Origin of the sequence: Amycolatopsis balhimycina FH 1894, from assembly GCF_000384295.1 — a bacterium.
In the GTDB taxonomy this organism is placed as follows: domain Bacteria; phylum Actinomycetota; class Actinomycetes; order Mycobacteriales; family Pseudonocardiaceae; genus Amycolatopsis; species Amycolatopsis balhimycina.
The window spans coordinates 10,328,503-10,347,971 of sequence record NZ_KB913037.1 but is presented as its reverse complement, the minus strand read 5'-3'; the positions used below and the strand labels follow the sequence as shown (position 1 = coordinate 10,347,971).

Here is a 19,469-nt window from a genome sequence, read left to right as displayed (position 1 = left end):
GAGCCAGCGCGTCAGCCGGGGTGCGCCGTCCACAGTCCGGCGTCCACAGTGGATCCAGTGCGGGCCGCGCCGGCGAGCACCACGCCGTCCTGAGTGGACACCAGGCCGTAGAGGTACAGCGGTGAAGGGGTGCCCGTGACCGTCCAGGGGCGCCAGGCCGCGCCGTCCCGGCGGGTCCAGCACCCGGCCGCCGGCTGGTCCGCCGCGCCGACCGAGCCGCAGGCGAGCACCGTCCCGTCCGCCTGCCGGGTCAGGCCGAGCAACGACGGCGAGCCGGGCGGGACCGACGCGTCGGCCGTCCACGCGACGCCGTCGGGGGACGTCCAGAGCGCCGGGCCGCGGCGGGCGCCGGTCAGTGCCGACCCGGCCGCGAGGAACCGGCCGTCCGCCGTGCGGATCAGCCGGGTGACCGTCTGCGGTCCCGGCCCGCCGAGCCCGGTGGCCGGCAGCCGGTCCCACGTTTTCCCGTCCGCGGAAGCGAAGATCGCGACGTCGCCGTCGACCGGGTCGCCGCCGCGGTCGACGCCGGCGGCGTACAGCTTCCCGTCGCCGCCCGCCGTGACCGCGGTCAGCTCGGTGACCCCGCCGCCGGGGACGAACGAACCGCCCGCGGGCAGCAGCTGCCACTGTTCGCCGGTCGCCGACAGCCACACCGCCGGACGGCGGTCACGGCCGCTGCCCGTCCAGCCCACCGCGACCACGCCCGAGCCGGACGCCACGACGTCGGCCAGCGCCGCCTGCCCGTCTCCCGGCGGCGGCACCGCGGCCACCGCGGCGCCGGGACGGCGCAGCCACGCCCGCGGCTTCTGGCCGTCGGACAGCCCCACCGCCACCAGCGTCCCGGACGGCAGCCGCGTAACCGCGCGCATGACGTCCTCGCCGTCCGGTGGGACGACCAGTTCGCCGGTCAGCTCCAGGGTTCCCGACGCCGCGACACTCGGGCCCGCCGGCACCGGGCGAGCCTGGGACTTCGGCGCGGCGTCGCCCGGCGGCCGCGTGACGAAGAACGCCACGGCCGCGACGACCCCCAGCACCAGGACGGTCACCAGGACGGCGACCAGCCTGCCGTGCCCCTTCGCCGGAACGCCGGTGCTACCCCGGGTGCGCAGCACTTCCCGCGGGGCGGCGGTGCCCGGCGGGACCAGCACCACCGGCACCGGCACCGGCACGTCGGGGGCGCCGGTCAGCCCGGTGCGGACCAGGTCGACCGGCGCGCTCACCTCCGGACGGCCCGGCACCGGCGGTCGAAGCGGCAGAGGTGGCCGCGGCGGCCCGGGCACCGGCACGGGCGGGCCGGCGACCCGCGGCGCCGCGGCGATCGCGGCACCGAGGCTGACGGTGTACTTCGGGTGCGCGTCGACCGCCACCCTGATGCCCAGTTCGGCCGCCAACAGCGTGCGCACCAACGGGATCCGGCTCGACCCGCCGACCAGCAGCACCGCGTGCAGGTCGGACGGCGCGACGCCCGCACGGCGCACCACCTGGCCGAACACTCCGACCGTGCCTTCCAGCCGGGTCCGGATCAGGTCCTCGAACTCGGCCCGCGTGATCAGCACCTGGCGCGTGATTCCCGGCAGCACCACCGGAACCCGCACCTCGATGTCCGCCGACAGGGCTTCCTTGGCCTCCACCACCGAAGCGAACAGCTGCGCCAGCGCCGCGGCGGCCGCGGCGTCGCCCGGGTCGAACCGCGCCGGGTCCACGCCGGCGTTCGCGCAGACCCGCTGGAACAGCGCGTGGTCGAAGTCGATCCCGCCGATCCGGTCGTCACCGCCCGGTTCGCCGTGGATCTGGACGCTGTCGGCGGTCTTGCGGACGACGCTCGCGTCGAACGTGCCGCCGCCGAAGTCATAGATCGCAATCAGCGCACCGGGTTCGACGCGTTCCTGGGCCGCGTACCAGGTCGCCGCGGCCACCGGCTCCGGCAGCAGCCCGACGTCGGTCAGCCCGGCCGCGCGCGACGCCTCGGCGAGCCGCCGCTTCCGGTAGTCACCCCATTCGGCCGGATGGGTCAGCACCACGTGTCCCGGTGGTCCGCCGCGCTGCTCCGAAACGCGTTCGACGACCGTCCGCAGGACCCGCCCGGTCAGTTCGTGCACCGGGAACCGGCGGCCGCCGACCAGCACCGGGACGTCGTCGCCCATGCGGCGCTTGAACTCCCGCGCCATCCGGTCCGGCTCGAGCACGCCCCGCCGGGCCGCCGCCTCGCCCACCAGCACCGCGCCGTCCTCGCGGAGGAACAGTACCGACGGCACCGCGTTGGCCCGGTCGCCGAGCGGCACGGTCTGCGCCCGCCCGTCGTGCCACAGCGCCGCCGCCGTATACGTGGTCCCGACGTCGATACCGAGGGGATAGCTCACCGGCCAACCGTACTGGGGACACCTCGCGATCACCCGGCCGACGTCAAATCGGTATTCGGCGCGGAGAACTTAGCCCGAACGGGCATGGACGTCCGGCGGAAAACGAGTAGCCTTCTGCTCCGGAACACCCGCAACCTGGGGGAGCGAATGACGTACAGCACTGACCTCGGGGAACGGGTCGGCTGGGTTCAGCGGCGCTGCAATGATCTTGTCCGCAACATCGAGCATTTCATCCACGGAAAGACGAACGTGGTATGGAACGTCGTGGTCGGGCTGCTCGCCGAGGGGCATATTCTTGTCGAAGATGTTCCCGGTGTCGCCAAAACTTCACTGGCGAAGGCCGTGGCCCATTCCATCAGCGGCACGATGCACCGTATTCAGTTCACTCCGGACCTGCTGCCCTCCGATGTCACCGGGGTGCAGATCTACGACTCCGAGAAGCGGGAATTCCAGTTCCGCGAAGGCCCGGTGTTCGCCAACATCGTCCTCGGCGACGAGATCAACCGCGCCTCCCCCAAGACCCAGTCCGCGCTGCTGGAGGCGATGGCCGAGCGCCAGGTGACCGTCGACCGCGTCGCCTACGCCCTGCCGCGCCCCAACTTCGTGATCGCCACCCAGAACCCGGTCGACCAGCAGGGCACCTACTCGCTGCCGGAAGCGCAGCTCGACCGGTTCATGATGCTGCTGCGGATCGGCTACCCCAGCCCGGAGCACGAGGTGCGGATCGTCGCCGACGCCGTCGCCCGCCGGCTGCCCGAACAGCTGCGGCCGGTCACGACCGTCGAAGAGATGCAGCAGATGATCGACGTCGTGCGCGGGGTGTACGTCGCACCGGCGTTGCAGGCCTTCATCGTCACCATCACCAACGCCACCCGCACCATCCCGCAGCTCAAGCTCGGCGCGAGCCCGCGCGCGAGCAATGCGCTCGCGGCCGCCTCGCAGGCGCGCGCCGCCGTCGACGGCCGCCCGTTCGTCACCGCCGACGACGTCAAGCAGATGGCGAAGGCGGTGCTGTGCCACCGGTTGATGCTGACGCCGGAGGCGGCGGTGCAGGAGTTCACCGCCGACGGCATCGTGGACCGCATCCTCGCGGCCGTGCCGGTTCCGCAGTCCCCGGCCGGTGTGTGACGCGCGATGCCCACCGGATCGGGACTCCTGCTCGCCGCCACCGCGGTGGCGCTGCTCGGGCTCGGCTGGCTCGCCGACTACCCGGAACTGGTCGCCGTCGGCTTCGCCTGCTTGGCCGCGCTGCTGCTCGCGGCGGCGTGGATGCTGCTGCGCCCGGACCTGGCCGCGGTCCGCGACGTCCGCCCGCAGCGGGTTTCCCCGGGCGAGGAGGCGTTCGGCGTCCTCACGCTGATCCTGGCCGGCGAGACGGTCGCGGGCCGGCGGCTGCAGGTACCGGTGCCGAGCCTGCGGCCCGGGCAGGAGCACACCGCGAACTACCCGCTGCCGACCGGGAAACGCGGCATCTACCAGGTCGGCCCGTTGACCATCGGGCACACCGATCCGCTGCGGCTGATGCAGGTCGGCAAGACCTACTCCACCTACTCGACGCTGTACGTCCACCCGAAACTGCACCGGGTGGAACCGGTGCCCAGCGGGCAGACGCGCGACATGGACGGCCCGACGTCGAGCTACGCGCCGCAGGGCGGGGTGGCGTTCCACAGCCTGCGCGAGTACGTGCCGGGCGACGACTACCGGCTGATCCACTGGAAGTCCACCGCGCGGACCGGCGCGCTCATGGTGCGCCACAACGTCGTGCCGAACCAGCCGCGGCTGCTGGTCGTGCTCGACACGAGCTCGGCGGGCTACACGGACAACACGTTCGAGTACGCGGTCAGCGCGGCCGCGTCACTGGCCGTGGCGGCGATGCGCGGCGGGTTCCCCCTGGAATTGCGCACCACGGCGGGCGGCGTGGTCGCCAGCGACGCGCGCGGCGACGGCGTGCTCGCGGCGATGGACCTGCTGGCCGCCGCCGAACGCTCCCCCGGCGACCCCGGCCTGGCCGCGCTCCCGGCCATGGTGACGCTCGACGACAGCGTCTCGCTCGGCGTGGTGACCGGCGAGCCCGACCCGCGCACGCTCAGCGTGCTGCCCGTCGTCCGGCGGCACTTCCTGATGGCCAGCCTGATCCAGTTCTCCGAGCGGCCCGAGGCCTGGTCCACCGGGCTGCCGGGGATCGTGACGCTGATGGCGCACAGCGTCGAGGAGTTCGTGCAGGCCTGGAACAAGCTCACGCGGACGTCATGACGACCAGCCGGACCACTCCCGTCCGCATCCGCGAGGAGACCGACCCGCGGGGCGAACCCGCCGACGGCGGGCGGATCACCCAGACCGTGGAAGCCGCCAAGACCGCGCTCGCGGACGACGGCCACCGCCGCCCGGCCGGACCCCGGTCGTCCGCCGTGGAACGCGTGCTGCGCGCGGCGGCCTACCCGCAGCTGATCCTCGCCGCCGTCGCCGTGGCCACCACCGCCCTGCCCTACCTGTCCTTCTTCGGCGGCCTGGACTTCCTGATCGCCCTGCTCGTCGCGGCGGGCGGCGGCGTGCTCGTCGCCGGCGTCGCCGGGGCCCGGCGCCTGCGGACGCTACCGACGCTGTCGGCCTGCGTGCTCGCTTTCCTGCCGGTCGCGGTGTTCGCGGCCGGGCACACCACCCTGCGGCACGGCGTGCCCACCTGGGAAACCCTGCGCGGCCTCGGCACCGGGCTGACGTCGGGCTGGGCGCGGATGCTGAGCGTCACGCTCCCCGCGGACGCCACGCCCGAGCTGGTGTTCACCCCGGCCCTGCTGACCTGGATCGCCGCCACCGTCTCGGCGACGCTCGCCGTGCGCACGAGATCCCTGCTGGCCCCGGCCGTCCCGCCGCTGCTGACCTTCGCCGCCGCGCTGCTGTTCACCGCCGGCCACCCGCTCGGCGGATTCCTTCCCGTCGGCGCGTTCCTGGTTTCGGTGCTCACCCTGGTCCTGGCCAGGGCCGGCGCGGCCGATCCGGCCACGCGCATCGCCGATACCCGGGCCACGTGGGGCCGTTTCGCCTTCGGTGTGCCGGTCGTGCTCGTCGCGGCCGCCGCCGGGCTCGCCGGCATGCACTACCTCCCGCTCGCCACCGGGCAGCACCGGTTCGACCCGCGGACGGTGCTGCCGGTGCGGCTCGACATCGGGGACACGATCTCTCCGCTGGCCACGCTCAAGAGCCAGCTGCGCGCCCCCGCCCACGACCTGTTCACGGTGCGCTTCACCGGGGACCCGGCCGGGGTGGACCGCGTCCGCACGGCCGCGCTGGACGACTACGACGGCGCGCTCTGGGCCGCGCACGACCGGTTCCTCCTGGCCGGGAAGAGCCTTCCGGCGGGCGACCACCTGACCGCGCCGCGGCAGGTGTCGCTCAGCGTGCGGATCAGCGGGCTGTCCGGCCCCTACCTGCCGGAGGCCGGCGAGCCGGTCCGGACGACCGCACCGCGCGTGGGCTACAGCGCGGAGTCCGGCGTGCTGGCCACGGACGCGCCGACGTTGTCCGGGCTCGGCTACGACCTCGTCGCCCAGGTGGGCCGCAAGGACGGGCTGGAGCACGCGGTGCCCGCCGCCGACGACGGCCACGACTCGGCGCTGCCGCCCGGGCTCCCGCCGGAACTGCAGGAGCAGGCCGCGGCGCTGGCCGGCGCCGTCGACGAACCGTGGGCCAAGCTGATGGCCCTGCAGGAGCGCCTGCGCCGGCTGCCCTACAGCCTCGACGCGCGGCCCGGTCACTCCTACGACGCGCTGCGGCGGCTCTTCGGCGCCAACCCCGCCGACCAGGTCGGCTACGCGGAGCAGTTCGCCGCCGCGTTCGCCGTGCTGGCCCGCTCGCAGGGGTTCCCCACCCGGGTGGCGGTCGGCTACCTGCTGAACCCGGCGCGCCTCAAGGACGGCACCTACACGGTCACCTCGGCCGACGCCCACGCCTGGCCGGAGGTCCACCTGGCCGGCTACGGCTGGGTGGCGTTCGACCCCACGGACCCGCTGCGGCACGGCGGCGTCGCGCCGAAGCAGCCGGACACGCCGCCGGCCGGGAACACCGCGAACGACCGGCCCGACGACCACGGCAAGGCGTCGCAGGTCGGCGTAGACCCCGACCTGCCGAAGCTCGCCGGCGACCGGCTGAGCGTGCTCGACTGGGCGTTGATCGTCCTGATCGCACTCGGCGCGCTGATGCTGCTGACGCCGATCGCGGTGGCCGTCGAGAAGGTCCGGCGGCGCCGGGCGCGCCGGTCCGGCAGCCGGGCCGCGCGGATCACCGGCGCGTGGCAGGAAACCACCGACCGGCTGACCGAGAACGGCATCCGCGTCTCGGCGTCGTCGACCGCCGGTGAGGTCGCGCACCAGGCGGGCGAGGTGCTCGGCGAACGCGCCGGTGCCGTCGCGCTGCTGGCGCCGCTGGTCACCGCCGCGGTGTACAGCCCGGCGGAACCGGACGACACGACGGTCGCCGAGGCCTGGGGCCTGGACGCCCGGCTGCGCCGCGAGCTGCGTGGCACGCGCGGGCCGTTCGTGGCCCTGCGGGCGTGGTTCGACCCGCGCCCGCTGTTCGACCGGCGGCGCGACGCCCGCCGACGCCGGCGGGCGCTGGAAAAGCTGACGAGGGGATGACGCGGTGATGGCTGGTCTCGGTTTCCTGCGACGGCGCTGGACGCGGGCCGGGCTGCTCGGTCTCGCCGCGGCGGTGGCGGTGGGCGGGATCGCCGTCGCCGGAGCGGGCTACCCGGAGCAGGACGTGCGCCTGCTGTCCGGCTCGGCGTGGCTGGCATCGGCGAACGTCGGCCAGCTGACGCTGCTCGACGGCTCGTCGGCCGAGGTCGCCGCCCAGGTCCAGATCGCGACGCCGGGGCACGCGGTGGACGTCGTCCAGCAGGGTTCCACCGCCTACGCGGTCGACCGCACCGCGGGCACCCTGCGCCGCGTCGACGGCGCCACCTACGACGCCACCCCGCCGGTCGCGCCGATCGACGCGGCCCGCGGCGGGCTGACCGCGTTCGCCGGCCGCACCACTCTGTACACATTGGACAGTCAGCGCGGGCTGCTCGCCAGCAGCGACCCGCGCACGCTCCTGCCCCGCGGGGAGCCGCTGCCGCTGGCCGCCAAGCTCGGCGCCGGCACGGCGGCACTCGACGACGCCGACCGGCTCTGGACGCTCGACGACGCCACCGGCGACCTCACCCGGATCGCCGACGGCCAGCGCGTCACCCACCGGCAGTTCACCCGGCCGGGCCACAACCTGCTCACCGTCGCGAACGGCAACCCCGTCGTGGTCAACCCGGCCGAGCGCACCGCGACCACGGTCGACGCCCTCAGCGGGGAAACCACCGGCTCGATCCCGCTCGACCTGCGTCCCGACGACGCCCTGCAGATCAGCGGCTCACCGCACGGCGACCGCCTGTACGTCGTCGCCTCCCGCGGCGTCCTCGACATCTGCGACCTCGGCGCCGCCACGTGCGACACGACGGTCCCGCTCGACGCCGCCACCCGGCGGCTCGGTGCCGCGGTCGAGGCGGGCAACCGCCTGTTCGTCCCGGACTACACCACCGGCCAGGTCTACATCGTCGACCTCACCCGGCCCGCGGTGATCGCCAAGACCCAGGTGCTCACCCCGCCGACGACGTTCCAGCTGCTCACCCGCGACGGCATCGTCTTCTTCAACGACCCCGCGACCGAACGCGCCGGCGTCATCCACCTGGACGGCACCATGCGGGACATCGCGAAGTACGACCCGAAGAACCCCGCGAAGGGCGTGCATTCCGACAGCGGCCAGGCACCCGCACCGCAGCAGCCGACCGGCCAGCAGCCACCGCCCACCTCGCCCGGCAGCACCGACAATCCGCCGAGCGGCACGCAGGTCCCGCCGGGCGGGCAGGTCACCCCCACCGACGGCCGGGTGCCGCCGCCGGACGGGGTCCCGCCCACCGACAGCCCGTTGCCGTCCGGCACCGACGTCCCGCCGCCGCCGACCGACCCCGGCGTGCCCCCGAGCAGCACTCCCCCGGAGCCACCGGTCCTGCAGATCACGCTGAGCAAGAGCAGCCCGATGGTCGGCGAGGACGTCACGGCCAAGGTCGCCGACCAGCATGGCACCGCACCGGTCACCGCGCACTGGGACTTCGGGGACAGCACGCAGATGGACGGCGCGCTCGTCGTGCACCACTGGGCGACCGCCCGGACGTTCCAGGTCAGCGTGCAGGCCACCATGCCCGACGGGCAGCAGGCCACCACGTCGGTGAGCCTGACAGTGAGCGAGATCCCGAAGACCCGGCTGACGGTGAACGTCACCGGCACCGGCAGCGTCACCGGGGGCGGCATCAGCTGCCCCTCGACGTGCACCGTGACCGTCGACAAAGGACAGTCGATCACCCTGGTCGCACAGCCGGGCCGGGACTTCGCCTTCTCGGGCTGGGGCGGCGCCTGCTCGGGCGCGGGCCCGTGCACGGTGGCCATGGACGCCGACAAGGCGGTGAGCGCCACCTTCACCAGCACCCTGCCGCCGCCGTCGCCGGAGGACTGCGTGAGCCACGACCCGAACCAGCTGACCATCACCGGGAACGACGCCGACGGCTACAAGCTGATCGACAGCGGCAGTCATTCCATGGCCATTTTGTCCACCCGGCAGGACGCCCAGAACGCGCTGTCGGTCGCGCGGGGGTTCACCCAGCGCTGTTTCGACAGCCGCAGCGACTCCAGGTCGGACTGGCTGATGGACTACTGGAAGGGCGGCCGGGGCGTCGCCGGGCCGGTTTCGAACGAAGACTGCATTTCGTACGACCGTGCGAGCCTGCACATCGTGGAAGTCAACGACGCCGAGAACGGACATTGGTGGTCGCTGCAGGACAGCCGTTCCCGGATGGAAGCTTTCGTGTCACAGAACGATGCCGTCCGTGGGCTGCTGGTCGCCCGGCAGTACAGCAGGCAGTGCTTCATCGGGCGAGGCAATACACGGCCGGACCGCAAACGCTTCATCCTCGAGTACTGGCGCTGACCCATGGCCGGTGCATTGAAGGTCACGTTCACGCCGGACCGGCTCACGCTGGGGCCCGGCGAGTCCGCCGAGCTCGAAGTGACCATCCAGAACGCGAGCCGCGTCGTGGAGCACTTCGGCACGACCGTCGTGGGGCTGCCGCGCGACGACCTGTTCTCGGCCGAACCGGCCGTGATGAAGCTGCGGCCGATGGAGACCGGCACGGTCCGGCTCCGGGTGAGCGTGCCGGACCACGGCGGGATGGTCGCCGGGGCGTACGCGCTGGGTGTCCTGGTGCGGTCGCCGTACCAGCGGGAGGTCTCGCGATGCGAAGAGCTGCCGCTCGACGTGCGCCCGGCCCCGGGGCTGGCGCTGGGCGTGCAGCCGGAGATCGTCACCGGCGGCAAGAACGGGCTCTACGTGCTGAACCTGGCCAACGAGGGCAACACCCCGCTGGCCGTCGCCCTGGCCGGGCGGGACCAGGAGAACCGGGTCGGCTTCGAGTTCCGGCCCCGCGAGGTGTACCTCGAACCGGGCACGTCGACCGGCGCCGAACTCGTCGTGCGGGCCGATCCGCCGCTGACCGGCCAGGAGACGCGGCGCGCGCTGACCCTGCGCGCGCACGCCGGCGACGTCGAAGCGGAACGGCCGGTGACCTTCCTGCAGCGGCCACGGATCGCGGGCGGCCTGCTGCGGGTCGCCACCGTCGCGGCCGGGGTCGCCGTCCTCGCGGGAGCCGCGCTCGGCGGCGCGCTGCTCATCCGCAGCGGCAAGGAGACACCGGCGCAGGTCGCGCCGATGGGCCAGCCGGCGGCCCCCGGAGCTTCGTCCGCGCCGGGTGGCAGCGCGGCGCCGTCATCGCCGGCCGCGTCGAGCTCTTCGGCCGCGCAGCCGTCCTCCTCACCGCCACCGGCGCAGTCTTCCGCGCCGCCGTCGTCGGCCGCGAGCACGGCGACCCCAAGCGGCGCGCGGCTGGTGGACTTCAGCCGCCTGCCGGACGGCTCGCCCCCGGGCAACCGGATCATCTCCGGCGACCTGTACGCGGCCAAGGGCGTCAAGCTCTCCGCCGACACGCAGAACGCCCCCACCGGCTGCAAGGACGCGACGGCGGTGGCGTTGCGCACCGCGGGCAGTTTCGGCAGTTTCCTGACCAGCTCGGGCCAGGCGGGCGCGGACGTGTGCAACACCGACCCGGTCCGCGTCGACTTCACCGCGCCGGCCCACTGGGTCCGGGTGAGCTTCACCGGCTCCCCCGCGACGACGAGCTACACGATGACGGCCCAGCTCGACGACGGATCGACCCAGCAGGTCGCGGCCACCGTGCAGGCGGGCAACGTCGTGTTCGAAGCCCCCGCGGGCACGTCGGTCGCGTCGGTGACCTTCGGCCACACGAACCCGGACCCGACGGCGAAGGAGTTCACGGCGATCAAGGCCCTGTCCTACACCCCGGCCCAGTAAGCACCGCCCGACGGACACCCGGTGGCTCACTGGACGACATGAACGACTCGTTCATGGCGTCCGACGTCATGAAAGAGTCCTTGGGTTTTAACCTCTGGGGCGGTTGGGGCTACCCTGGTTGATCATGCAGGCAGCCCTTGGTTGATCCTTCTTCTTGTCTAGGGAAGAAGTGCCAAACCAAGGGCTGCGGTGATCAGTGTGCAGGACGCGGACGCGCAGGACACGACGGGGTCTCTGGCACAGTTGCGGCAGAAGCTGCATGGGTGTCTGACCCGTCGGGCTGATGCCCTGTTCGAGCTGGCCGATGCCCTGGCCAGCGCACCAGCGCGAGTCGGGTCGCTGCCGGGGTTGTCGCTGGAGCCGGAGTTCCGTCGTGGTCACGGCAGTGTGTATGCCGCGCTGACCCGGGGCCGGATCGACGAGCCCCGGCTGCGGAAGCTGCTGCTGGGCACGGTGGGTTCGGGCCGGGATGGGCTGGTGTGGTTCGCCGGGGACGTGTCCAACTGGGCCCGACCGGAGGCGGTGTGCTCGCCGCAGCGGCTGGTGGTGCACGACAAGTCCGCCCGGACGCTGACCGGGGCCCCGGTGACCTCGGGGTGGCCGTTGGCGGTGATGGCCGCGCTGGAATGGGGCCCGACCTCCTGGACCACGCCGGTGGACCTGGCCCGGCTGGGACCCGCTGACACGCTGACCGGAGTGACGCTGGCCGCGATCGAGCGGGTCCGCACCGGTCTGGCCGCCGAGGGCCGGGCCGAGACACCCGGGTTCGTGTTCGACGCCGAATACGACCTGATGGCGTTGAGCCACCACCACGCCGCAGGGGTGCATGTCCTGGGCCGGTTGCGGTCCAACCAGATCTTCCACGCCGAGCCCCCACCACCGGCAGCGGGGGCCCGAGGGCGGCGCCGCCGGCACGGGGACAAGATCGCCTTGAACAACCCCGACACCCTCACCACGCCCGACCGGGTCGCGACCGTGGACTCGCCCCGCTACGGCCAGGTCACCCTGACCGCGTGGGACGCCCGGCACCGGCGGCTGATCCGCGACGGCCACTGGAAGGATCACGACGGGCCGCTGCCGATCGTGGCCGGGACCGTGCTGCGGGTCGAGATCGCACGGCTGCCCGGCGGCGGGAAACCGGCCGGGCCGATGTGGTTGTGGCACGCCGGGCCCACCACGCTGGACCTGGTCACCCTGTTCGCCGCCTACCAGCGCAGGTTCGACCTGGAGCACACGTTCCGGTTCCTCAAACACGACCTCGGGTGGACCACCCCGGCGCCGCTGCACCCGGACACGGCGTTGCGGTGGAGTTGGCTGGTGCTGGTCGCCTACACCCAGCTGCGGCTGGCCCGCGGGTGTGTCCGGGATCTGCGGTTGCCCTGGGAGAAACCCCAGCCAGCACAGGTGATGTCACCGCGGCGGGTCCGACGGGATTTTCGGCGGGTTCGTGGACTGACCGGCACCCCGGCCAACCCACCGAAACCCACCCGCCCCGGCCCCGGACGCCCTGCAGGCTCCACCCGACCACCCCGGACCCGATATCCCACCCACCGCAAGAACAGCCGACGAGGCAAGAAACCCACCACCCGTTAAAACCCAAGGAGTCGTTCATGACATCTCGGCGCAGCTGCGTGCGTGCTACAGCAGCAGGGCCAGCAGCCAGACCGCGCCGACCGCCAGCAGCGGGACGGCGATCAGCAGCACCAGCTTCCACCACGAGCGCCGCCGCGGTGGCGCCGGTGCCATCTCCGGTGGCCGCGGCATCCAGCGAGCCGGGGACGCCGCGCCGGGCCACAGTTCCTCGCCGCACGTCTCGCACCGCTTCCGGTGCGGCGGGTTGATCGTTCCGCAGCGGCCGCAGTGCGGTCCCGGCACCTCCACCCGGCGCGGCGCCGGGTAGCCGTAAGGCGCCGGACCCGGCGGCAGCGGCATGCGGCCGGACGGGACGGATGGCGCGCCGGGCCCCTGGTCGGTCGGCTTGTACACGGCCTTGCGCGGCTCGTGCTCCGCGACCGCCGGGCGCTCCAGCAGCAGCGGGTAGCCGCAGTTCGGGCACAGCTTGGCGCCCTGCGGTGGCAGCGGGCGCCCGCACTCCGGGCAGCCGGGCGGCGGACCGGGTCTCATCCGGCACCTCCCGCCGACCGGACCCGCAGGTCCACGCGCACACCTATCGGCAGCTCCTCGGCCAGGAACGCCCGCAGCTGCCGCTCGCTCAGCCCGCCGGTGTGGTCGAGCCGGACCACCACGACGTCGGTGGCCGCGGGCACCGTGTCACCGGGAGCGAAGATGCCGCCCGGGTCGATCACCTCGACCCGGCTGCCGGTGAGCGCCTCCAGCAGCGTCTCGACACCGTGGCGGGTCCCGCGCCACACCAGTGCCTGCCCCACCGCGCGGATCAGGCGCCGCTGCGCCTCCCGGACCTCGGCGTCGCCCACGCGGGTCGCGTCCAGCTCGACGCCGAGCCAGGAAGCCAGGTACACCAGCATTTCCGGGGAAGCGAGCCCGACGTCGAGCTCGTGCTCGAGGTCGGAGATCTGATCACGCACGGAGTCCGCGATCTCCTCGAAACCCCGGACGAAGCCGGAGATCACCGGGTCCCGCCCCATCACGGCGGGCAGCTGCGCGAGCAGCCAGCCGCCGGTCATTGCCGCACCACCACCCGGTGGGCCACCGAGAGGAACAGCTCCTCCGGGGCGAGCCGGACGCGCTGGCCCGCTTCCTCGGGCTGCCGCTTGCCGCGCAGGTCGGCCAGGAACAGGTGCACGGTCTCGGCCCGCGCCACGCCGGCGACGCCCTGCAGCACCGAGAAGACGTCGCCGATGGACAGGTCCGTGTCGAACGGCCACCCGCGCCCGGCCGGGCCGCCGATCACCGGGTTGACGTAGGCGTAGAGCGCCGATTCGGCGTCGGCGCGGACCTTCTCCGGCTGCACCGTCGGCGCCGCGTGCACCTCGGCGACGACGGTGATGCCCTGGTACGACGGCTCGTCGATGCGGGCCTGCGTCGTCAGCAGGCGCCGGGCGTCGAGGTAGACCTTGATCCGGTCGGACAGCTCGCGCGGCAGCGCGAGGTCGGCCAGCCGCAGCGCCTCGGGGGCCACGTCCACCCGCGGCACCACCAGCAGCCGGGCGGGTTCCCCCGACTTCGCCGGCGGCAGGCACCGGGCGCGGGCGACGCCGGGCGCGGCTTCGAGCGTCAGCCGTTCGAAGTCCTTCGCCGTCACCGCCCGGTGCCCGCCCCGCAGGTACAGCGGGCCGCGGATCTTCGCGTTGTCCACGGTCTCGGCGTCCACGCCACCGGTGGCGGGCTCGAGGTTGCGGACGGAGTCGACCGACGGGATGGCACTGAGCGGGATGATCAGCTTGGCCGCCCCGACGTTGCCCCGCCGCCCGCCGCCGTAGCGGTAGCCGGTGACCCACAGCTGGGCACCCTCCTCCGGGACCGCGCCGTAATGGCGGACCCGCCCGTCGCGGCCCGTCACGCTCGGCCCGAAGCGGATCTCCCCGGTGGCCCCGGCCCAGGTGAACACCCGGTCGTGGGGGCTCGCGTCAGTGAAGTCGGCCACCTCGGTCCAGGTGCGCACCTCCGGCTCGCTGCCGTTGTCCCGGCGGGCGAGGACCTCCTGCACGGTCTCGCCGCCGCGGCGCGGCAGGACCGGAGCGCGCCGGACGACGAACATCTGGCCCGGCTCCCCGGTGCTGGTGCCGATCAGCTCCCGCGGGGCCGGCTCGGCGTGGTGGGCCGCCACCTCGCCGCCCAGCCCGGTGGCGTCGATCCCGTGCAGCATCGGGGACGTGTCGTACGTCCGCCCGTCTTCCAGGGGCTCGACGAGCGCGCAGCGGAGCCAGTGCGCGCGGACCGGGCCGATCGCGAGCTGTTCGTGGTCCCCCGCCAGCAGCAGCGTGACCGCGCCCGAGGTGTTGAAGCCGTCGCTGGTGTCGGACAGGATCCGGGCGTCACGCCAGTCGCGGCCGTCCCAGCTCTGCCACCGCCGCGGCGGGTTGCGCGGGTCGATGCCCCGGCCGGCCGCACCGCTGACCTCCACCTCCAGTTCGATCAGGTTGCGGGCCAGCGAGTTCTCGAACCCGAGGTACAGCGCGTCCGCCACGGTCAGCGAGCCGAACACCGCGATCGGCTCCACGCCGAGTTCCTCGGTGTGGTCGGTGAAGCGGCCGCCGGTGCGGGTGAGGCAGGCCTGCAGCACCGGCGCCACCAGCTGCAGGTCGCGGTCGGTCATGAAGACGATCTGGTCGGCGTCCGGTCCGGTCTCGGTGCCGACCTGGGTGCCCGCCGGGACGCGGATCGCCTGCTCCGGCGGCGCGGCCAGGGTGAACAGGAGGTCGGCCCGGGCGGGTGAGGCCGAGGCCAGCTCGATGCCGACCAGCTCGAGGAACTTGACGTAGAGCCGGTCGGGCACCTGGTTGAGCCGGTAGAGGATCATCTCGGTCATCCACGCGAACAGCTCGATCAGCGCGACACCGGGGTCGGAGACGTTGTGGTCTGTCCACTCGGGACAGTGACGGGCGATGCGCCGCTTGGCTTCGTCCACGATGTCCTGGAAGCGGCGGTCGTCGAGGTGGGGCGCGGGCAGGCTCATGGCGCCGCTTCCTCCTGGGGGATCACGTAGAACGGGAACACCAGGTTGCGGTGGTCGTTCGTCGCCCGGATCCGGTAGGCGATGTCGATCGACACGCGCGCGCCGTCCCCGTCGGCGGTGGCGGTCACGGTGAGCGGCTCGATCCGGGGCTCCCAGCGCGCGACGGCCTCCCGCACGCTCTGCTCGATCCGGCCGAGGGTGTCGAAGTTCACCGGCGCGAACAGGTTCTCCCACATCGCGCAGCCGAAGTCCGGCCGCATCACCCGCTCCCCCGGCGCGGTGGACAGGATCAGCCGCAACGCCGCGTCGATCTCCTCGCCCCCGCTCACCAGCCGCACGCCGCCGCCGGGGGTGAGCTGCCCGGGAAACGCCCAGCCGCGGCCGATCAGGTCCGCCCGTTCCGCCATGCCTCAGCCCACCAGCACGTTCGCCGAACCAGGCCCGATGGCCGACGTCGGCGCGTCCACGGGGTCGTTGCACGTGCGCACCGGATCGCCGGTGCGGGCCATGCCCTTGCCGTTGCACAGCACGGTGACCGAACCGGTCAGCACCGTGCCGGTGTTGGCGGGCGGCCGGGAGAACGACGCGCCCGGCGGTGGCAGGTGCGGCGGCAGGTTCTGGGCGCCGCTGTTCACCGTCGCGGCCGGGAGGCCGTTGACGAGCACGTCGGTGGACAGCCCGGACACCAGCTTCCCGGAGAACGGCATCGGCGTCGGAGTGGGGACCGGGCCGCCCGGCGAGGGCACGAGCACGACGTGCGTGTCCATGCCGGTCACCGGATCCCCCTGCCGCGCTGCGGGTTGTGCCATTCGTCGCCTTCCCTAGTTGAGCTTGATCGGCTTGCCGGAGACGGTCACCGCGCCGGTGGCCGTGATCTCCACCTGTGGTCCCTCCAGCACGAGCTTCTGCCCCGCCTTGACCTCGATCCGGTCGGCGGTGACGACGAGCTTGCGCTCGCCGGTCAGCTTCGACTCGGACTGCTCCAGGTGCAGCAGGCACCCGGAGTCGCCCAGCTTCAGCTCGATCGAGCTGGTGGGGTCGTCGGTCAGCACCAGCCGGTGGTCCTTGCGGCTGGCGAGGATCCGCCGGTCCGCCTTCCCGCCGCTCGACACGGTGGCCTCCGGCGGCGCGTCCTTGCGGCTCCACAGGCCGCCGAGCACCAGGGGCCGCGCCTTGTCGTCGTTCTCGAAGCCGACCAGGACCTCGTCGCCGACCTCGGGCAGCCACTGCACGCCCCGCTTCGCGCCGGCCCCGGGCGCGACCACGCGGGCCCAGGTGCTTTCGTCGTCGGTCAGGGTCGGGAACCGCACCTTCACCCGGGCCTGGCCCGCCTTGTCGTCGTTGTTGGTCACCACGGCGACCACCAGGCTGCCCCAGCCGCGGTGCTCGGCCTCGCCGCGGAGCAGGTCGGCCAGCCCCTCGGACTCCTGGCCGCCGCAGACGAACCGCGTCACGTACGGGCGGCCGGCGCCGTAGATGTGCTCGACGCTGGTGACCCGGTACTTGCCGGCCAGGCGGCGGCCCACCCGGTCGAGCTGGACGTCGGTGCCCGCACCCAGCCACGGGTTGCCCGCCGCCTCGCCGCGCAGCACGACCTGGCCGCCCGAAGCCTTGCGCAGCAACGCTTCGGCCCGCGCGTCCGCTTCCGGCTTGCTCGCCGCCGGGAACTGGCCGGCCCGCCGGGTCACCGCGCCGAAGCCGCGGCGCGCCGCGGCGGCCATCTCGGCGACCGCCGGGGCGTCCGACCCCGGGTCCGGCGTACTCGCCCGGCCGGTGACGGCCCGCTTGTCCACCGGGTCCCACGCGGTGACGACGACCTCGTCGCAGGCCTCCGCGGAGGCGAAGCGCACCCGGAAGTCGTGGAGGTTGCCGCCCCACACCAGCACCGGCGGCCGGTGCCGCTCGGCCGGCTTGCGCTTGAAGCAGAACTTCCGTTCGGTGATCCAGAAGTCGTAGCCGATCCGGCCGGCGATCCGCCGCAGGAACGCGTAGTCGGTCTCGCCGTGCTGCAGCGTGTGCTCGCGGATCTCGCCGGTGCCGTCGATGTCGGTGTCGAGGCCGTACTCCCCGGCGATCCGGCGGGCGATGTCGGCGTCGGTCATGTTGGTGAACGCCCGCGACTTGCCTCCGCGGGCCAGGCGGTGGGTCAGGTCGAGCCCGGTGACGACGAGCTCGTGCCGTCCGCTCGCCCCGGCTTCGACGGCGACGGCGGTCACCTCGCCGGAGGTGACCACGACCGGTTCCCCCTCGGCGCGGAATGCGATGCCGATCGCCGTGCCGAGCCGGAACCGGTCCTCGTCGAACAGCTCGAAGTGCTGGTCGTCGAAGCGCAGCAGGAACGTGTCGGGCAGCTGCACGGACTCTTCGACGTGCACCAGCGTGAGCCGCCCGTACAGCTCGGTGCGCAGCGGCGAGCCGTCGACGGTGACGAGCACGCCGTCGAGGCGGCGTTCCTCAGTCACGGTGGCGCACCTCGAGCTCGGGCACGGCCAGCGAGACGCCTTCGGGCAGCCGCAACGGGTCGAGGATGCCGTTGGCCTCGGCGATGACCCGCCACCGGGTCGGGTCGCCGTAGGCCGCGGCGGCGATCCGGTCCAGCGTCTCCCCGGGCAGCAGCTGGTGGACGGTGTGCAGCGACGGCGTCGACGACGTCGGGTTCTGCAGCGGCAGCTGGGCCTCGTCCTTCCACTGCTTCAGCGACACGTCGGCCTTGGCACGCAACGGCGTCCCGCTGCCGGCGAAGTAGGTGAACCGCATCTGCAGGCGTTCGACGACGGCCTTGAAGGAGTAGGTGGCGCCCCAGTGGAACTCGACCCACGGCGGGCGGGCGGAGTTGCGCCCGCGATCGGAGCCGGAGAGCTTCGGGTCGACCTTCATCAGGCCCAGCAGCTGGTCCGTGTGCTGGGTGACCGGGTCACCGGTGCGGGTCGTGTCGAAGGTCAGGCTCATGGTCAGTGTCGCCGACTGGCCGGCCTGGAACCGCAGCTCCGGCGCGTTCTTGCCCTTGGCCTCCTTCGAGCTCCAGGTGTTGGACTTCGCGATGGTGAGCTCGGCGGGGTTGAACATGCACTCGATCCGCCCGCCGCCCTCGATCTGCAGGTAGGCCTTCACCGGAGCGGACATCAGAACACCCCCGAGTACCGGCCGCCGCGGCGCTCGAGCTGCCGCAGCACCCGCTCTTCCAGCGCCTCGGCGATCCGGTCGAGATCGACACCGGACGGTCCCTTTGCGACAGTCGTGGCCGCCTCGGCCACCGCGTGCCCGGCCGTGGCTCGGGCTTCTCCGGCTGCCTCGCTGACGGTGTCCACCGCTTCGCTCGCCTGGCGGGCTTGGGTCAGCTGCTCGGCCGCGTGCTCGGCCACCGCGGATCGCGCGGCCTGCGTCGCGACGTCCACGACTCCGGCCGTGCCCGCACCGCCGACCGGCAGGCCGTCGACGACGCCGGCGGAGACCGTCCGGGCCGCGCGGTCCCCGACGGCCTGCGCGGCGCGTTCTTCCTCGTCGGCCGCACCACTGGGCAGTCCCAGCAGGAACCGTGGCCTGCCGACGGGCCGCCGGGCGTGCGCGAGTTCGTGCGCCAGCACACCGATCGAGGACGGCCGGGTGTCCGGCGGCGCGCTGAGGTGCACGGTGCTGCCGGTGGTCGCGCCCAGCGCACCGGCGGCGGCGAGCGCGGCCCGGGTGCGCGGGCCGGTGGTGTACCGCACACGGGAGCCGCTTCCGGTCAGCCCGGCGACCATCGGACGGAAGGCGGCGGGGAACGCCCGGGGCGTCTCCAGCGGCTGCCGCGCGACGGCCGCCCGCCAGCGCTGTTCGGCGGTCCGCGGTTCCCGCGCGGGCTCGTCGACGGCCCGGCGAACCGTCCGCAGCCCGGACGCCGGTGCGGCGAGGAGACGCTCATCGCCGGTTCCCGAGGCCACGCTTGCCGAAGCGCGAGCGCCGGGCAAGATCCTCCGCGCGGAGGCTGCGGCTGCCCGATCCCGTGCCACCGAGGCCATTCCGGCCGACCCCGCGCCGACCGGGATTCCTCTCGCCGAACCGGCAGCGGCCGGCTTCCGCACCAGGCC

15 protein-coding genes are annotated in these 19,469 nt (G+C 73.5%); 6 read left to right on the top strand and 9 right to left on the bottom strand.

Translation table 11 applies throughout. The features are described 5' to 3' along the window. Positions 1–11: 11 nt before the first annotated feature. The gene (locus A3CE_RS53895) at positions 12–2,360 is read right to left on the bottom strand and encodes an Hsp70 family protein (protein ID WP_051183847.1); all 2,349 of its coding nucleotides are present in this window, start codon (positions 2,358–2,360) and stop codon (positions 12–14) included. Positions 2,361–2,444: 84 nt separating this feature from the next. Between A3CE_RS53895 and A3CE_RS0147560 the strand changes: the two genes are divergently transcribed. From A3CE_RS0147560 to A3CE_RS0147535, 6 genes are all read left to right on the top strand, one after another. After that, on the top strand, positions 2,445–3,488 hold the full coding sequence (locus A3CE_RS0147560) for an AAA family ATPase (RefSeq protein WP_245589739.1): 1,044 nt from the start codon (positions 2,445–2,447) through the stop codon (positions 3,486–3,488). A gap of 6 nt (positions 3,489–3,494) precedes the next feature. After that, a complete protein-coding gene (locus A3CE_RS0147555; RefSeq protein WP_020647191.1) occupies positions 3,495–4,613 on the top strand; it encodes a DUF58 domain-containing protein in 1,119 nt (372 codons plus the stop codon). Then, positions 4,610–6,991 carry a transglutaminaseTgpA domain-containing protein gene (locus A3CE_RS0147550; protein WP_020647190.1) on the top strand — a complete coding sequence of 794 codons (2,382 nt, stop codon included), beginning with the start codon at positions 4,610–4,612 and terminating at the stop codon, positions 6,989–6,991. The genes A3CE_RS0147555 and A3CE_RS0147550 overlap by 4 nt, the downstream gene beginning before the upstream one ends. A gap of 7 nt (positions 6,992–6,998) precedes the next feature. After that, entirely contained in the window at positions 6,999–9,368 is a 2,370-nt protein-coding gene (locus A3CE_RS0147545) for a PKD domain-containing protein (protein WP_026469564.1), read from the top strand. A gap of 3 nt (positions 9,369–9,371) precedes the next feature. Next, positions 9,372–10,805, top strand: coding sequence for a COG1470 family protein (locus tag A3CE_RS0147540; RefSeq protein ID WP_020647189.1), 1,434 nt, complete (start codon positions 9,372–9,374; stop codon positions 10,803–10,805). A gap of 189 nt (positions 10,806–10,994) precedes the next feature. After that, entirely contained in the window at positions 10,995–12,398 is a 1,404-nt protein-coding gene (locus tag A3CE_RS0147535; protein ID WP_157376770.1) for a transposase, read from the top strand. A 45-nt stretch (positions 12,399–12,443) separates the two neighbouring features. Here the strand turns inward: A3CE_RS0147535 and A3CE_RS0147530 are convergent, their stop codons facing one another. Genes A3CE_RS0147530 through A3CE_RS57615 form a run of 8 tightly spaced genes read right to left on the bottom strand, consistent with a single transcriptional unit; the run spans position 12,444 to position 19,322 of the window. Beyond that, complete coding sequence (locus tag A3CE_RS0147530) at positions 12,444–12,929, bottom strand: zinc-ribbon domain-containing protein (RefSeq protein WP_020647188.1); 486 nt, start codon at positions 12,927–12,929, stop codon at positions 12,444–12,446. Further along, the gene (locus A3CE_RS0147525; RefSeq protein WP_020647187.1) at positions 12,926–13,450 is read right to left on the bottom strand and encodes a phage tail protein; all 525 of its coding nucleotides are present in this window, start codon (positions 13,448–13,450) and stop codon (positions 12,926–12,928) included. The genes A3CE_RS0147530 and A3CE_RS0147525 overlap by 4 nt, the downstream gene beginning before the upstream one ends. Continuing rightward, positions 13,447–15,402 carry a putative baseplate assembly protein gene (locus A3CE_RS0147520; protein ID WP_020647186.1) on the bottom strand — a complete coding sequence of 652 codons (1,956 nt, stop codon included), beginning with the start codon at positions 15,400–15,402 and terminating at the stop codon, positions 13,447–13,449. Before A3CE_RS0147520 ends, A3CE_RS0147525 begins: the two co-directional genes overlap by 4 nt. Beyond that, positions 15,399–15,809 carry a GPW/gp25 family protein gene (locus tag A3CE_RS0147515; RefSeq protein ID WP_020647185.1) on the bottom strand — a complete coding sequence of 137 codons (411 nt, stop codon included), beginning with the start codon at positions 15,807–15,809 and terminating at the stop codon, positions 15,399–15,401. Before A3CE_RS0147515 ends, A3CE_RS0147520 begins: the two co-directional genes overlap by 4 nt. A 3-nt stretch (positions 15,810–15,812) precedes the next feature. Next, positions 15,813–16,211, bottom strand: a complete 399-nt coding sequence (locus A3CE_RS0147510) for a PAAR domain-containing protein (RefSeq protein ID WP_026469562.1) — start codon at positions 16,209–16,211, stop codon at positions 15,813–15,815. A 12-nt stretch (positions 16,212–16,223) separates the two neighbouring features. Next, positions 16,224–17,864: a VgrG-related protein gene (locus tag A3CE_RS0147505; protein ID WP_020647183.1), complete on the bottom strand. Its 1,641-nt coding sequence runs from the start codon at positions 17,862–17,864 to the stop codon at positions 16,224–16,226. Further along, complete coding sequence (locus tag A3CE_RS0147500) at positions 17,857–18,525, bottom strand: CIS tube protein (RefSeq protein WP_020647182.1); 669 nt, start codon at positions 18,523–18,525, stop codon at positions 17,857–17,859. Before A3CE_RS0147500 ends, A3CE_RS0147505 begins: the two co-directional genes overlap by 8 nt. Continuing rightward, positions 18,525–19,322, bottom strand: a complete 798-nt coding sequence (locus tag A3CE_RS57615) for an eCIS core domain-containing protein (RefSeq protein ID WP_020647181.1) — start codon at positions 19,320–19,322, stop codon at positions 18,525–18,527. Before A3CE_RS57615 ends, A3CE_RS0147500 begins: the two co-directional genes overlap by 1 nt. Positions 19,323–19,469 lie beyond the last annotated feature (147 nt).